Here is a 15646-nt window from a genome sequence, read left to right on the forward strand (position 1 = left end):
CCTTAGTTCGTGAGTTCGATCATCTTTTTGGCAAAGCCGGGATCCGTCGTACAGACGATGCCGCAATGCTTGCCGAGCGCGAAGCTCAACTCCTCTTTACGGTAGGGGATCCTTTTTGCGGGGATGCGATGTACATCAGCCGCTTTGATAACGCCCTTGAGGCTGTTATCGGATACATCCTCTGCGTAAAGCACCAGTTTCGCCTTACCCTCATTGACCGCCTTGGTGACGGTCTCAGCGCCGGAGAGCAACATCCCCGCCCGCTTGCATATGCCGAGAAAATTCAGTAATCTGTCGTTATTCACCGATTTCTCTCCTCATGGTATCGTAGATCTCAGGCTCGATCTTTGCCGAAAAAGCGCGTTCGAGACGTTTTGCCTTTTCCGCCTTGTTCAGACATTCGACGTTTTTGCAGATATACGCGCCGCGACCGGGCTTCTTGCCCGTGAAGTCTACGGAAATCTCGCCTTCCTTGTTGCGGACGATGCGGACCAGCGTGCGCTTATCCTTCATCTCTGTGCATCCGATACATTTTCTAAGCGGTATTTTTCGCTCAGCCATAAAGATTCTCCTCTTTGTGTCACATTGTATTATTATGTCACTCGCTCACGCTCAGACATTTATACAATTCCTCAGTCGCCTTCAGGCGACAGCTCCCTTTACCAAAGGGAGCCTGTGACAGCATATCATTCGGTTTCCTTGTCGTCTTCGTCTTGTGTATCCTCGCCCCAGAAACCGGACTCGGGACGGATATCTATCTTATAACCGGTCAGCTTAGCCGCCAGTCTTACGTTCTGACCCTTGTTGCCGATCGCCAGCGAGAGCTGACCGTCGGGAACGGTCGCCTTGCACGCCTTGGTGCCGTCCTCGGCGAGCTCGACCTTCACCACGTTTGCGGGTGACAGCGCCGCCGCGATGAACTCGGCGGGATCGTCGCTGTAGGGGACGATATCGATCTTCTCACCGCACAGCTCGTCGACGATGGTGTTGACACGCGCGCCGCGTGTACCGATGCAGGCGCCGACCGCGTCGATCTCGCTGTCCTCGGAGAAGACCGCCATCTTGGTGCGGGAGCCTGCCTCGCGGGAGATCGACTTGATCTCGACGGTGCCGTCATAGATCTCGGGGATCTCTTTCTCAAACAATCTCTTGACAAAATCGGGATGGGTACGGGAGATGATCGCGCGCGGACCGCGTTCGGTCTCCTTGACGCCCGCGACATACACCTTGACGGTGTCGCCCTCGCGGAGGTCGTCGCCCTCGATCTGTTCGGACTTGGGCAGCACGGTGACCGCGTTGCCGAATTTCAGCGTCGCGTTGCCGGTGATCGGATCGACGCGCTCTACGGTCGCCGTCGCGATCTCCTGCGATTTGCTCTGGAACTCAACGAGCATCTGATCCTTCTCGCCGTCGCGGATACCCTGACGGATGACGGAACGCGCGGTCTGTACCGCGATACGTCCGAACTGCTTGGGCTCGAGCGGGATGCCGATCTCCTTGCCGACAGCGGCGCGCTTGGAGATGAGCTTGGCGTCCTCCAGCGAGATCTCGTAGTTCTCATCCTCTACCTCTTCGACTACTGTTTTGAGCAGCTTGACGGAGAAGGTGTTTTTATCCGCGTCCATCTTGATCTCAACATTTTCATTGCCGCCGTAGAGGTTTCTGCACGCGGTAACGATCGCCTTTTTGATCTGAGTGATCATATACTCAGCGGGGATTCCTTTCTCTTTCTCGAGGAGCCGCAGCGCCTCAAAGAGCTCTTTGTTGCTTGCCATTTTTCCAAATCAGACCTTTCTATACAGTGTTCAGTGGTTAGTGATCAGCGGTCAGTGTTCCATCGGATACGCTGTCCTTCTCATTAACCATCATATTTATGGTGTCATATTAATCGGGTGTGGGCAAAGCCCACCCGCAATTCCTAATTCCTAACTCCTCATTCCTAATTAGTCAAAGTCGTCGAGCTTGATATAAGCCGCGTCCTTTTTGCTGATCGTCACGGTGTTCTCGCCGCTGTGGTCGGTGATGGTGACCATCCCGTCCTCATAGGCGGTCAACACGCCTTTGAATTCCTTGCCGATCCCGTCGAGCGGTCGGATCATCTTGACCATGATATCCGCGCCGATGTACTGCATAAAGTGCTCGGGGCGGATCAGCTCACGCTCGATACCGGGGGAGCTGACCTCGAGGATATACTCGCCGGCGATGGGATCCAGCTCATCGAGCGGCGCGTCCAGCGCGCGGGACATATTCTCACAGTCGTTGATATCCACGCCGCCGTCTTTGTCGATGAACACCCGCAAAAACCATTGCGAGCCCTCTTTGAGATAGCGCACATCCCAGATGCGCAGACCTAAGTCCGCGGCGATCGGCACGGCGATTTCTTCGACAACGGACACCGTATTCTTTCCTTTACTGTTCGCCAAAGTATCACTCCTTCGTCATCGTTGGCTGTACTCGCTGATAGCGATCAAGGATGATCCCTATCGTGCTCGTGTCGCAACTCTTCCTCTCCCCAAAAAGCGGGGCTTTTCGGGGACCCCGAATCATTGATTGAGGTCGCCGCAGTGCTGACACAAATCGAGTACATTTCAATGATATACCAAAGCGTGTTAACAATAACAAAGAGCGGGTCCGTCAAGACCCACTCTTTACGTTAACATATCTTACTGTAGCTTATTTTATCACTTCTGCCTGTTATTGTCAAGTAAATGCTCACCAAATATACATAGCGGAACAAACGTGTTTTTGATTATTTTTCAAAAAAGTGTTGACAAATCGATCGTGATGGCATATAATACAACCATCCTACTTGTTAGGTAGGTTGTAAATGAACATCCGAGGTGATATAATCCATGTATACCAGCGGCTTTCGATGTTGACGAACCATCATCGTAGGGCGGGGAATTGCTCCCGCCGCGCCCTATAGTGAAAGTTTTATTCCTTTCGTATAGGGTTGAGTTAGCATAAATCATTTCGGGAGGAGCAAGCCCCTCCCCTACAATAAGGCTTTACAAATAAAAATTGATACTATATAATAAGGAGAACCATTATGGCTAACATTTATACATCCGCTGATCAGCTGATCGGCAAGACCCCCCTGCTCGAACTGAGCAATATCGAAAAGAAACTCCATCTCAACGCAAAGCTCCTCGCGAAGCTCGAATACTTCAACCCCGCGGGCTCCGTCAAGGATCGTATCGCCAAGGCGATGCTGGATGACGCGGAGGAAAAGGGACTTCTTAAGGAAGGCTCCGTCATCATCGAGCCGACCTCCGGCAACACCGGTATCGGTCTGGCGGCTGTCGCGGCGGCACGAGGCTACCGCATCATCATCGTGATGCCCGAGACCATGAGCGTGGAGCGCAGACAGCTGATGAAGGCTTACGGCGCCGAGCTGGTGCTCACCGACGGCACCAAGGGCATGAAGGGCGCGATCGCCAAAGCGGATGAGCTTGCCGCTCAGATCGAGGGCGCGTTCATCCCCGGTCAGTTCGTCAATCCCGCCAACCCTGCCGCGCACATCGCGACCACCGGTCCCGAGATCTATGAGGACACCGACGGCAAGGTCGATATCTTTGTCGCGGGCGTCGGCACAGGCGGCACCGTCACCGGCGTAGGCGAATATCTGAAAAGTAAAAATCCCGATGTCAAAATCGTTGCTGTGGAACCCGCTTCCTCCCCCGTACTCAGTAAGGGTACCGCGGGCGCGCATAAGATCCAGGGTATCGGCGCGGGCTTTGTGCCCGATGTGCTGAACACCAAGGTCTATGACGAGGTCATCGCTGTCGAAAACGACGACGCGTTCGCCGCGGGTAAGCTCGTCGGCAAGAACGAAGGCGTACTGGTCGGTATCTCATCCGGCGCGGCGCTCTTCGCGGCGATCGAGCTTGCGAAGCGTCCCGAGAACGCGGGCAAGAACATTGTCGTCCTTCTGCCGGATACGGGCGACCGCTATCTTTCCACTCCGCTGTTCCAGGACTGAAACGATTGAAAGAAATGGCTTCGGGCAACACCGAAGCCGTTTTCATAATTTGTCATTGCGAGCCGCCAACAGGCGGTGTGGCAATCTCAACCATATAAAAAGAAGGTATATGATATGAACACAAAACACTCTTCGCATACCCTGCACATTGTGATCGCCGCAATGTTTGCGGCAATGATCGCGGTGATGACTGCGTTTGTACAAATCAAGACCCCCACCGGCGGCTATGTCCACCTCGGTGACTCGATGATCTATCTGACGGCGTGCTTTTTGCCGATGCCCTACGCGATGGCGGCGTCGGCGATCGGCGGCGGAATCGCCGACCTGCTCGTCTACCCCGAGACCATCATCTACACCATCATCATCAAGGCGCTCAACGCGGTGTTTTTCAGCGCCAAGGATAACAAGCTGCTGACCAAGCGCAACGCTCTGATGACCATCCCCTCGGGACTGGTCACGGTGGTCGGCTATTCTCTCTCCAAGCTGATCCGTCAGCTTCTGGCGGGCGACAGCTTCCAAAGCGCACTGGTCAACGCGTTATGGAAAATGCCGGAGAACGGCATCCAGGCGCTCGCCTCGGCGCTGATCTTCATCCTGATCGCCGCCGCGTTCGATAAAGCGGATATCAAAAAGCGGATGCTGAACAAATAGAAAAAGAGCCTCGGATGAGGCTCTTTTTTAGTGAACAGGGTTTAGTGGTTAGTGGTCAGTTAATACTATACATTCTGTTTGCCATTACCGGTTACTGATCACTGGTCACTAATCACTAACCACTGATAATCACGCCGCCGCCTAATACGACGTCGCCGTCGTACATCACACATGCCTGACCCGGGGTGATGGCGCGGATCGGCTCGTCGAAGATCACCGTCACACTGCCGTCCGCGTTGGGATATGCCGTGGCGGGCTGTTCTTGCTGGCGGTAACGCGTTTTCGCTTTACAACGCACGGGTTCGGCCGGTATCTCGCCCGCGATCCAGTTGAAGTCATCCACCGTTGCCGTTGTGGTAAACAGATGACTTTCATCACCCAGCACCACCTTATTATCCTCCGCGTCGATCTTCACCACATAGATCGGGGCGCCGACGCTGATGCCGAGGTGCTTGCGCTGACCGATGGTGTAGTGCGAGATACCCTTATGCTGTCCGAGCACCTTGCCGTCGACCGTGACGAAATCGCCGGTGGGCATGGCGCCGCATTTTTCCTCGATAAAAGCAGCATAGTCGCCGTCGGGCACAAAGCAGATATCCTGACTGTCGGGCTTGTTCGCGTTGACAAAGCCGTGCTCCGCTGCGATACGGCGCACCTCGTCCTTGCTCAATCCGCCGAGCGGAAATCGGATATGACGGAGCTGCTCCTGCGTCAGCGAATAAAGCACATAGCTCTGATCCTTGGCGGGGTCGAGCGCCTTTTTCAGCAGATATTTTCCGTTTTCTTCCTCGACGCGGGCATAATGACCCGTCACGACCAAATCGCATCCAAGCTCCCGCGCACGGAGCAGGAGCTTGTCGAATTTCATATAGCGGTTGCAGTCGATACAGGGATTGGGCGTGACGCCGCGGCGGTAGCAATCGATGAATTTGCCGATGATCTTCTCTTCAAAATCCTCGGTAAAGTTGAACACGTAATACGGGATCCCGATGCGGTGACATACCGCGCGCGCGTCCTCGACCTCTTTGAGAGAACAGCAGGACTTGGGATTATCATCGTCTTCTTTATCAAACAGGCGCATCGTACATCCGATCCGCTCACAATCGCTCATCAATAATGCCGCTACGGAGGAATCCACGCCTCCGCTCATCGCAATCAGTGCTTTCATAGTTACCTCGTTTGTGATAGGTTGAGATACCGCGGGACGCATACGGATCGTCATTACGAGGAGGAACAAAGTTCCGACGTGGTAATCTCAACCTCAGCAAATCGCGTCCCCCGCAATGACAGCATAATATACGCATATTATATATGAAAACGGAAAAAGTGTAAAGAGTCAAAAGATATGCTTGATTTACCTACCAAACCTGTGGTATAATAGTATAAAGGTATTAAAACTTATACCGCCTATAGGCGGTTTGCAATGACCGTTTTGAAAAGGATGAACAAGCATGAAAGTATCTACCAGAGGACGTTACGCGCTGCGCGTACTGATCGACCTTGCCGAACACAATAACGGCTCCTACATCCCGATGAAGGACGTCGCCGCGCGACAGGAGCTGTCGCTGAAATATTTGGAGCGCATCGTGCCGACACTGACCAAGGCGAAGCTGATCGCGGGCGTACACGGCAAGGGCGGCGGCTATAAGCTGACCCGCTCGCCCGAGGAATACTCCGTCGGCGAGGTACTGCGCCTGACCGAGGGCGACCTCGCGCCTGTCGCGTGCTTAGCCCCCGACGCGGATCCGTGCCCCCGTGCCGCGGAATGTCGCACCCTGAAGATGTGGCAGGGCTTTTATGACATGACGAACAAATATTTTGACGGCATTTCCATCGCCGACCTCGCCCAAACCGAGACCGCGGATAATTATGTGATTTAAAAAAGCCTTCCCCTTGAGGGGAAGGCTCATCATCAACAACGCCCCTCCGAAAGGAAGGGCGTTTTCTGCGTTCTTAGCCTACAGCGGCGGCTCAGGTGGCTCGGTGACCCGCTCTCCGTTATAGGTATAGGTCTTATCCTTTACGGTGATCGTTCCGTTATCATTGAACATGATATCCGTATTCTCGTCGAGAGAAGTGTCATGTTGTTCAATCCAAACTCCATCTTTGAGAACCTTCCGACCATCTTCGTTACGATAATGCTCAATAAACTTCCAATCCTTCACGAATTCGATCGAGCCGATTGAAAAGCTCTCCGCGCTGTTGTATGAATAGACAGCTTTATACAACCAATTAACGTCATCGTCATCCGCGTACTCGACCACTCTGACGTGGTGTATCCCGTCCGGCGCGGGGATATCGGCGATATCGCGCGGGTTTTGATAGCTGAACAAATATGATCCTAAAGTAAAAAAGCCACTGAACGCGAATATGATACCGAAAGCCAGAACGACCAATATTGTCAAACCCTCGTTTTTGATATAGAAACAAGCCGTAATAATCATCACGATAGCCGAAACGAGGTAGATCGCTGTCTCCCATGTGCCGACTACGATATTTGAATTGTTCAAAACGCGTGCCATCAGATATCTGTCGATCGGCAGCAGAAAAACAGACAGGATCAGCATGGTTTTCGCGACCTTTCCGATCCGTTTGTCCTTGCATATCAGCATAGCGGTACAAATACCGATCAACAGCACATTCAGTACGTCAGCCCAAAGCGTCAGGCTCTTGAACAATATCGTGTAGCCCTTCAAAAAGAGCGAATATCCTAAATATAATACAGGAAAGAAAGCGGTCAACGCAAACAGCAGATAAGTCAAGATGTTGTTTCGTTTCATGACGCTCTCCTTTCATTACATCGTCAACGCGAAAAAATTGTTACAGCATATTTCTCAGGAACATTGTCATCCAACCGCAGTATTTGGTCAAAACCTCTTCCATAGAATCGACAGCATCCAGATCGGGATCCCTAAAATAGACATAGGCGATCTTATGGGTCTCATCATTGAAGCCGACAAAATACGCCAGCTTTGGAAAACGATCGGAGTATAACTCTCCCTGCTTGAGCAGATTCATCTGATAGCCCTCAAACGTGAAGGAGGGAGAAAGACTGACGTCCTGCCAAGCGTCATATCCGATACTTCGTTTGCCCTTCAACTCTTCTGTCTCAAAGGTGTATTTTTCCTGTGCAGCCGCTTTTGCGCTCTCATAATCCTCTTCCCCATACTCGACGATCAGATTGTATGCTTCCCATTCAAAAATATATATCATTCCGTAATGGTACAAGGTGTTAACAGAAATATATTCTCCCAATTCGCTGAGTTTGGGCATATTCTCGTCCTTTGCCGCAAATTTTTCATATACAGCGATATCTGTATTATTACGACTGCACCCTGAGAGTAACAACAGCAATACTACAGCCATGAACAGGCAAATCAGCTTTTTCATAACTCCGCTCTCGCCCTTCTTTTATACGCCGTCCACAGGGTTATCACTCTGACCGCCGCCGAAACGAGGATGAAGCCGATCCACAGCTCAGCGATATGGATGGTCTCGTAGTTCGGGATCGGTCGGACAGGATAAAGGATGATCCGCATGATCAGCCAGACGAGGAACATTGCGCCTACCGCGGCGGCGACGACAAGATTGCTCAAAAACAGCTTGACCGCCGTATTCACCGCGTCATCATCCCGCAAGGTGAACCACGCCGAGAGTGCGGTAACACCTGCCGCGACTGCGATCACGGCGAGATCGACCCACATTCCCGCTGAAAACAGATAGCCGCCGTCGCTGTCGAATTTAATGTGATATCCAAACAAGACTAAAGCGATCAAGATGACCGTGCGAACAATGCCGTCAATGACAGCGCTGCTGTACGCGCCCTCGATAAACCGCGCGATCAGGTAACGGATCCGCATACGGCTGTCCTCAGAGGGCGCTTCGGGATGCTCATCATCCGCCAGCGAATCGGCGAGTTCTTCAAACGAGCCGATCTTTTCGCTGAGTGCGTTTAATGAGCCGAGCACTTTCTCTCCTTTTCTCAGCTCCGTTTCCTGCTTTTCGGTCACCTCGGCGACGATGGCAGGAATGTGTTCGGGATTCTCCTGCACCTCTCTGATCTGTGCGATCGAAAAGCCCGACGCGCGCAGAACGGCAATCTGATCGAGCCGGGTGACGTCGTCATCGGAGAAGTCAAAGGAACGCCTGCCTGTATAGTTTTCGGTTTTATCGGGCGCGAGCAGTCCGCTGTCGATGTACAGGCGGATTGCGCGATCGGAAAGCCCCGTGCGCTCACATACGGCTTTAATTTTCATGTTTTCATCCTTTTAGATAGATCTTCCGCGCGGAATACCGCTATGCTCCAACCGCATTTATCGATCAAGATATCTTCATACGAGTACACCACGTCCAAAGAACGATCAGAATAGTAAACATATGCTATTTGATACTTCTTATCGTTAAAACCGATAAAGTACGATTCCGGAGAGTGGCAACCGTATTCCTCCGCGTCCAACAGAAAGAACTCATACTCGCCTAGTGTGAATTTCGATTCGAGCTGATGTTGTTCAACAGAATCATATAAAGCTTCTGTTTCAAAGATATATCGCTCCTGCACCTTTCCTTTTTCTGTTTGATACTGCGCATTATCATAGCAAGCGATCAGCGTATAGTTATCCAGTCCCATATCAGGATAGCAAAGTGTATGAAAACAGGTATAATCGCCTAAATCCGCTTCAACAGGCATAACCTTGTTTTCCCTCGCAAAGCTAAGGTATTTATCTTTATCCGTCGAATATTTCCTACAAGCTGTCAAGCAGAGAATGACAGCCATCGTCGCCGCCAAACAGACGATCTTTTTCATGCCGCACCTCCGTATGGTTCTGAATTAACTGTATTCTATACTTTTACCCTGCGTAAAAGTCAAGTGTTTTTCCAAAAAAACTGCCCCGATTACTCGGGGCAGTCCGTTTTTTCAGGTTCGTGATTTTAAGATCACTTAACTTTCCAGATCTCCTCAGCATACTGGAGGATGGTGCGGTCGGAGCTGAAGATGCCGCAGTGCGCTACGTTCTTGAGGCACTTGGTACCGAAGGCGACACGATCCTTATAATCGGTGTTCGCCTGCAGCTTCTTCGCGACATAATCTTCCAGATCATAAAGCAGGAAGTAATGGTCGGCATGGTGCCAGTTGGTGCCGTTGATGAGCGCGTTGTGCAGCTCAGCGAAGGAACCCTCGCCCTGAGCGCCGCCGTCGGAGAAGGTACCGTCGATCAGGGTGTCTACGACACGCTTGATCATCGGGTTACCGTTATACAGCGCTCTCGCGTCGTAGCCTTCCTTCTTGAGGCGCTCGATATCCTCGACTCTGCCGCCGAAGATATACTCGTTCTCTTCACCCGCCTGCTGCGCGATCTCAACATTCGCGCCGTCATAGGTGCCGAGGGTCACAGCGCCGTTGAACATGAACTTCATGTTACCGGTACCGGAAGCCTCTGTACCCGCGGTGGAGGTCTGCTCGGAGATATCCGCCGCTACGACCAGCTTCTCTGCGTAAGAAACATTGTAGTTGCTGACGAATACGACCTGGAGCTTGTCCTTGGTGTCGGGATCGTTGTTGACGAGGTTCGCGATCTCGTTGATATACTTGATGATGGCTTTCGCTCTCTTATAACCGGGAGCAGCCTTAGCGCCGAAGATGAAGCAGGTCGGCTGGAAGTCGGGCAGCTGACCGCTCTTGATGCGGAAGTAGATCCACATGATCGAGAACGCGTTGAGCAGCTGTCTCTTATACTCGTGCAGACGCTTGACCTGGATGTCAAAGATGAACTTCGGGTTGATCTCAACGCCGTCCATCTTCTTGACATAGGCGGCGAGCTGTTTCTTCTTCGCCAATTTGATCTTATTGAATTCCTTGACGGAATCGGGGTTGATGTGCGCGCCGAGCTTCTCCATCTTGCTCATATCCTTGAGCCAGCCGGAACCGATGCGGTCGGTGATAAAGGAAGCGAGCTCGGGGTTGCACAGACCAAGCCAGCGGCGCTGGGTGATACCGTTGGTCTTGTTCTGGAAGCGCTCCGGATATACCCAGTACCACTCCTTGAGAACGTCGTTCTTGAGGATCTCGGTGTGGATCCACGCAACGCCGTTGACATAGGAAGATACATACATCGCGAGTCTTGCCATATGGACCTTACCGTCGCGGATGATGCCCATCGCGTTGATGTTGTGCTCTTCAACGCCCTTGTACTTGAGGTCGTTCCACTGACGCTCGTTGATGCGCTCGATGATGGCGTAAACCTCGGGGATGATCATCTTCATCAGACCGGTATCCCACTTCTCCAGCGCCTCAGCCATAACGGTGTGGTTGGTGTAGTTGAAGGTCTTCTGCGCGATATCGAACGCCTGATCAAAGTCGACGCCCTCTTTCTGGAGCAGACGGATCAGCTCGGGGATGGATACAACGGGATGGGTATCGTTGAGCTGGATGGTGGTCATCTCCGCGAAATGAGAGAAGTCGGTGTCATATTTCTTCTTATATCTGCGGATGATATCCTGCAGAGAAGCGGAGGAGAAGAAGTACTGCTGCTTTAAGCGCAGGATCTTGCCCTCGTAGCTGTTGTCGTTGGGGTACAGAACCTTGGAGATGTTCTCACAGTTGTTCTTGTTCTTAACAGCGTCGTCATAACGGCCGTCGTTGAACGCGAGGAAGTCAAAGCCCTCGACAGGCTCAGCCTGCCACAGACGCAGGGTGTTGATGTTCTTGGTGCCGTAGCCGATGATCGCCATATCATAAGGAACGGCGACAACGGTGCTGTCGGCGAACTGAACGATCTGAGACTGATCGTCACGGCGGATGCACCACGGATCGGGATTCTTGAGCCAATCATCGGCGACCTCTACCTGATAGCCGTCCTTGATCAGCTGCTTGAACAGACCGTAGCGATAGAAGATTCCATAGCCGTCAAGCGGAACCTCCTGTGTCGCAGCGGAATCGAGGAAGCAGGCAGCCAGTCTGCCCAGACCGCCGTTACCCAGAGCGGCGTCTTCGATCTCTTCAAACTGGTTGATGTCGATGCCCTTGCTCTTCAACAGGCTCTTGACCTCGTCAAGGATACCGGCACAGTACAGGTTGTTGTAGATCATTCTACCCATCAGGAATTCTGCGGAGAAGTAGTAGGCTCTGCGACCCTCGGCATGCTTCTTTCTGCTGCGTGACCAGTTCTGAGCGATCTCGCCCATGACCGCCTTACCGACGACCAGGTGGAGCTGCGGGGTGGTCAGATGCTTGGGCGCAGTACAAAACGCACTTCTCGACAGTTCGGTAATCTGTTCCATAGTAATGCTCATTTTACTTTTCCTCCAAACGTGAATTAGTTTTAGATAAGTTATATAATCTATCGGCAATCTCCTTGGTGGCGGCGCCTTCCTTCATGCGCCATACCCAGTTACTGCCCAGCGTGGACGGTACGTTGATACGCGCCTCGCTGCCCAGTCCGAGGATATCCTGCATCTGGATGATCGCATAGTTCGCGACGCTCTTATACGCCGCTTCGATGAACTTCCAGTTGACCTCGTCACCCGGATGGATACCGAGATATTTGTTACAATGTTCTTTCTCCCAGCCGTCTATCTGGCTGTACCAGCCTAAGACGGTATCGTTGTCATGGGTACCGGTATAGACGACACAGTTCTCTGTGTAGTTATGCGGCAAGAAGTCGTTTTCGTCATCATCCGCAAAGGCGAATTCCAGCACCTTCATGCCCGGATAACCGCTCTCCTTGAGCAGCTCCTTTACGCTGTCGAAGAGCTCGCCCAGATCCTCGGCGACGATCTGGATATCGCCCAGCTTCTCACGCATGACGTTGAAGAAGTCGATGCCGGGGCCGTCGATCCACTCGCCGTTGATGGCGTTCTCGGAGCCGAAGGGAATGGCATAGTAGGTGTCGAACGCGCGGAAGTGGTCGATACGGGTGATGTCAAAGAGCTTGTCGGCGGCGGCGATACGACCCATCCACCAATCATAGCCGGTCTCCTCCAGATAATCCCAGTCATACAGCGGGTTGCCCCACAGCTGACCGGTCGCGGAGAAGTAATCGGGCGGGCAGCCGGCGACGCATACGGGATCCAGATTCTCATCCAGCCAGAACACCTCGGGGTTCGCCCAGGTATCGGCGGAGTCCATCGCGACATAGATCGGCATATCGCCTAAGATCTTGATGCCCAGACCGTTAACATACGCGCGGAAATCCTCCCACTGCTTATAGAACTCGAACTGTACCCACTTCCAGAAGTCGATCTCCTTGCGGAACTTGCGGGTATAGCGGGCGATGGCTTCTTCATTGCGAACGCGGATCTCTTCATCGTCCCAATCGGGCCACGCCTTGTTACCGAAATACTTCTTGACCGCCATATACAGCGCATAGTCCTTGATCCACTTGGAATTCTTTCTCTTAAAGGAGTTAAATGCCTTGCGATCGCCCTCCAGGAACTTTTCATAAGCGATCTTCAGCACCTCAAAGCGGCTGTAATAGATCGCGCCGTAGTCGATCTCTTCCGCATTGTTGCCCCAGTAGAATTGTTCGATCTGCGCCTTGGTCAAAAGACCCTCTTTGACAAGCGTGTCAAGATCGATCATGTAAGGATTGCCCGCATAAGTAGAAAAACTCTGGTAGGGGCTGTCTCCGTAGCTGGTGGGTCCGACGGGCAGGATCTGCCAGACAGACTGTCCCGCGGCCTTCAAAAAGTCCGCGAATTGTCTCGCCTCTTTGCCGATGGTGCCGATTCCGTACGGCGACGGTAAAGAGGTGATGGGCATGAGCACACCGGAAACTCTTGCCATAATTTCAACTCCTGTCATATTAAATTTAATCGGTTTATCGCTATGGCTACAAAGATTCGATGCTGAAATTGTATATCTTGCACAGATAAAAGCATAGCTACCGACCCTATTCTTCAATATTTTAACATATGAATGAATAAATTACAACCTTTTTTATAAAAATCGTTACAAATATGAAAAGATTTATCCGCGCCACGAAACAAGACGATTTCAAAGGGCGTTGATCCGGCGTTCTCAACAATCATGATAAGGGCATTGTATGCAGAAAAACTCCCCTGCACACACGACAGGGGAGTTTGTAAAGGAAAGGAAGATGAATGGTGATTCAGTTGACAGATTATGTCGAAAAGGCAGGATAATCTCCGGTGTTTTTTCATTTATAAGGAGGGGCTGCGATTCGTATGCAGCCTGAAAAACCATTTCCTTGCCGTTTTGAACCGCAGCCCTTACCGACAGGATCAAAACCATCGATTAATGAACGATTTTTTAGTTGGAAGAACCCTGCTTGCACAGGGTTCTTCGGTGGAGAAAAATGCACGAACCGCTACCCTTTCCGACCGCTCAGCATAGCTGACCGATCGGGTAAGGGATCGCGATATTCGCCAAATAACGTTGTGTCAATGTGGAATCGACTACATCAAGCGTACCGCTTCCGTCTACGTCTGCGCACATCAGGGCAGCTTCATCCACGCTGATCTTCATATTCGCGTCAAATCGCTGAACCAGCGTCGCGTCAACCGGGGTGATCTCACCGTCGCCGTCCGCGTCACCGAGCTTTGCCCCGGATAACGGCACAAATGTGAAACCCCATTTTGTCGCGTATTCCTCGGCCGCACTGCCTTTCATGCCCTTGATCGTGAAGTCCTTGTTCTTCTCCCGATCAGCGAAAGGGTCTCCGAAAGCATAGTCACTAATTGTTGTCACTTCGGGAAGGAGCGTAATTTGTGAAAGACCGGTGTTCATAAAAGCACCGTCCGGAACTTCGTTCACCGAGGAAGGAATGTTGACTTGCTTCAGGTTCACACAATCAAGGAACGCCCAATATCCGATCCGTTCTGCGGAATCAGGAATGTTGATCTTTTCAAGCGAGGTGCAATTTTGAAACGCGGAGCTATCGATATTCGTTACACCCTTGCACACAGTTGCTTCTTTCAGCTTCTTTTGACCCGCAAACGCGTTAACCCACTTTGTGACAGAGGCGGGGATCGTCACACTGCTCAGATCGGGGCAATTACTGAACGCGTATTCTTCGATCACGGTCACATCGCTCGGAATGGTAAAGTCGCCGCTCTTGCCCAAGGCAAGAACCAGACGACTGCCGTCATAGAGCAGACCGTTCTCACAATGCAGCTCGTCACAATTAGGCGTATCGATCCGCTCAAGGCTCGGGCAATTTTTAATTTTACTTCCGTTTATAGAAGGATGCTCATCCAAGAATGTAATCGTTTTCAGTTTTGGGCAGTTCCGAATATAATAAAAGAGTACACCGTATCCATCGGGTTCAGCGGGTATCGTCAACGAGGTCAGCTCCGGACAATCTTCAATCATCGTCGATGCCCTATCATAGACGAGAGGTTTGCCGTTGATATGATCGGGGATCTCGACGTCGCCGGTGATTCCCTCTGCTCTTGTAAAATATAAATAGCCGTCATAATCCGAATAATAGAGTCTGCCGCCGTTGAGCTCGATGTAGCTTTCGTTCGAATCCGCCTCGTCCGGGGTAGCGCTGCCGTGCTCTATCTCATAAGCTCCGTTACGACCGATGACCGTCTGCAATGCGGGGCATGCTTCCTTGAAATGATCGATATGATCCATGAAGCGGTCAACACCGAAATTGCTGTACATCTGTGAAAAGTCGATCGAGGTGATCGGGAAATCTGTGTCGACAGTATCGAACGCGCTGTCAGCGAAATAGAATTTATCGCCGCCGTCAAAACAGACGTCATCCTTATAACCGATAAGGTATAACGGCAGCACCAGCTCACCGCTGACATTGTGAACCTCTGTGATCACGGACACGATCTCAGGCTTTTCCGACAGATCATCCTCCCAGATATACTCATTGCCGTTTTTGTCGGTATAGACATATTGATCGGCGTCTCCCGACGCGGCAGGATCGACCCTTGCGGCTACAGCGCCGGATGGTACGGCAGCAACGGTACTCAGCGTCAGTATCAGCGCCAAGACCACGGATAAGATTTTCTTTTTGTTGTTCATGATTTCCTCCTTTA

15 protein-coding genes are annotated in these 15646 nt (G+C 51.8%); 3 read left to right on the forward strand and 12 right to left on the reverse strand.

Annotated features, from left to right (window positions below; translation table 11 throughout):
* Positions 1-2: 2 nt before the first annotated feature.
* The 4 genes from JKK62_RS14985 to rimP all read right to left on the reverse strand — a co-directional run bounded on the left by JKK62_RS14985 (position 3) and on the right by rimP (position 2423).
* Positions 3-305, reverse strand: a complete 303-nt coding sequence (locus tag JKK62_RS14985; RefSeq protein WP_201428608.1) for a L7Ae/L30e/S12e/Gadd45 family ribosomal protein — start codon at positions 303-305, stop codon at positions 3-5.
* Positions 298-561 carry an RNase P modulator RnpM gene (rnpM, locus tag JKK62_RS14990; protein WP_201428609.1) on the reverse strand — a complete coding sequence of 88 codons (264 nt, stop codon included), beginning with the start codon at positions 559-561 and terminating at the stop codon, positions 298-300. Before rnpM ends, JKK62_RS14985 begins: the two co-directional genes overlap by 8 nt.
* A gap of 125 nt (positions 562-686) precedes the next feature.
* Positions 687-1775 (reverse strand): transcription termination factor NusA, encoded by a 1089-nt coding sequence (gene nusA, locus JKK62_RS14995; RefSeq protein ID WP_201428610.1) that lies wholly within the window; start codon positions 1773-1775, stop codon positions 687-689.
* 168 nt (positions 1776-1943) lie between these two features.
* The gene (gene rimP / locus JKK62_RS15000; protein ID WP_201428611.1) at positions 1944-2423 is read right to left on the reverse strand and encodes a ribosome maturation factor RimP; all 480 of its coding nucleotides are present in this window, start codon (positions 2421-2423) and stop codon (positions 1944-1946) included.
* A gap of 626 nt (positions 2424-3049) precedes the next feature.
* Between rimP and cysK the strand changes: the two genes are divergently transcribed.
* Together cysK and JKK62_RS15010 are read left to right on the forward strand one after the other, a co-directional pair.
* Positions 3050-3982: a cysteine synthase A gene (cysK, locus tag JKK62_RS15005; protein WP_201428612.1), complete on the forward strand. Its 933-nt coding sequence runs from the start codon at positions 3050-3052 to the stop codon at positions 3980-3982.
* Positions 3983-4096: 114 nt separating this feature from the next.
* Positions 4097-4633: a TIGR04002 family protein gene (locus JKK62_RS15010; protein ID WP_201428613.1), complete on the forward strand. Its 537-nt coding sequence runs from the start codon at positions 4097-4099 to the stop codon at positions 4631-4633.
* A gap of 115 nt (positions 4634-4748) precedes the next feature.
* Here the strand turns inward: JKK62_RS15010 and mnmA are convergent, their stop codons facing one another.
* The gene (gene mnmA / locus JKK62_RS15015) at positions 4749-5801 is read right to left on the reverse strand and encodes a tRNA 2-thiouridine(34) synthase MnmA (RefSeq protein ID WP_201428614.1); all 1053 of its coding nucleotides are present in this window, start codon (positions 5799-5801) and stop codon (positions 4749-4751) included.
* A 283-nt stretch (positions 5802-6084) separates the two neighbouring features.
* Here mnmA and JKK62_RS15020 point away from each other — a divergent pair, with 283 nt between their 5' ends.
* Complete coding sequence (locus JKK62_RS15020) at positions 6085-6513, forward strand: RrF2 family transcriptional regulator (RefSeq protein WP_201428615.1); 429 nt, start codon at positions 6085-6087, stop codon at positions 6511-6513.
* 78 nt (positions 6514-6591) lie between these two features.
* On the opposite strand, the gene JKK62_RS15025 is transcribed toward JKK62_RS15020, so the two are convergent.
* From JKK62_RS15025 to JKK62_RS15055, 7 genes are all read right to left on the reverse strand, one after another.
* A complete protein-coding gene (locus JKK62_RS15025; protein ID WP_201428616.1) occupies positions 6592-7413 on the reverse strand; it encodes a hypothetical protein in 822 nt (273 codons plus the stop codon).
* A 40-nt stretch (positions 7414-7453) separates the two neighbouring features.
* Positions 7454-8023 carry an LptM family lipoprotein gene (locus JKK62_RS15030; protein WP_201428617.1) on the reverse strand — a complete coding sequence of 190 codons (570 nt, stop codon included), beginning with the start codon at positions 8021-8023 and terminating at the stop codon, positions 7454-7456.
* The gene (locus tag JKK62_RS15035) at positions 8020-8889 is read right to left on the reverse strand and encodes a MerR family transcriptional regulator (protein ID WP_201428618.1); all 870 of its coding nucleotides are present in this window, start codon (positions 8887-8889) and stop codon (positions 8020-8022) included. Before JKK62_RS15035 ends, JKK62_RS15030 begins: the two co-directional genes overlap by 4 nt.
* Positions 8886-9437 (reverse strand): hypothetical protein, encoded by a 552-nt coding sequence (locus JKK62_RS15040; RefSeq protein WP_201428619.1) that lies wholly within the window; start codon positions 9435-9437, stop codon positions 8886-8888. The genes JKK62_RS15035 and JKK62_RS15040 overlap by 4 nt, the downstream gene beginning before the upstream one ends.
* A 131-nt stretch (positions 9438-9568) precedes the next feature.
* A complete protein-coding gene (locus tag JKK62_RS15045) occupies positions 9569-11911 on the reverse strand; it encodes a glycogen/starch/alpha-glucan phosphorylase (protein ID WP_243411878.1) in 2343 nt (780 codons plus the stop codon).
* A gap of 13 nt (positions 11912-11924) precedes the next feature.
* Positions 11925-13415 carry a 4-alpha-glucanotransferase gene (malQ, locus tag JKK62_RS15050; RefSeq protein WP_201428621.1) on the reverse strand — a complete coding sequence of 497 codons (1491 nt, stop codon included), beginning with the start codon at positions 13413-13415 and terminating at the stop codon, positions 11925-11927.
* Between the two features lie 561 nt (positions 13416-13976).
* The gene (locus JKK62_RS15055) at positions 13977-15632 is read right to left on the reverse strand and encodes a leucine-rich repeat protein (protein WP_201428622.1); all 1656 of its coding nucleotides are present in this window, start codon (positions 15630-15632) and stop codon (positions 13977-13979) included.
* Positions 15633-15646 lie beyond the last annotated feature (14 nt).

It is taken from the genome of Ruminococcus difficilis, from assembly GCF_016680995.1.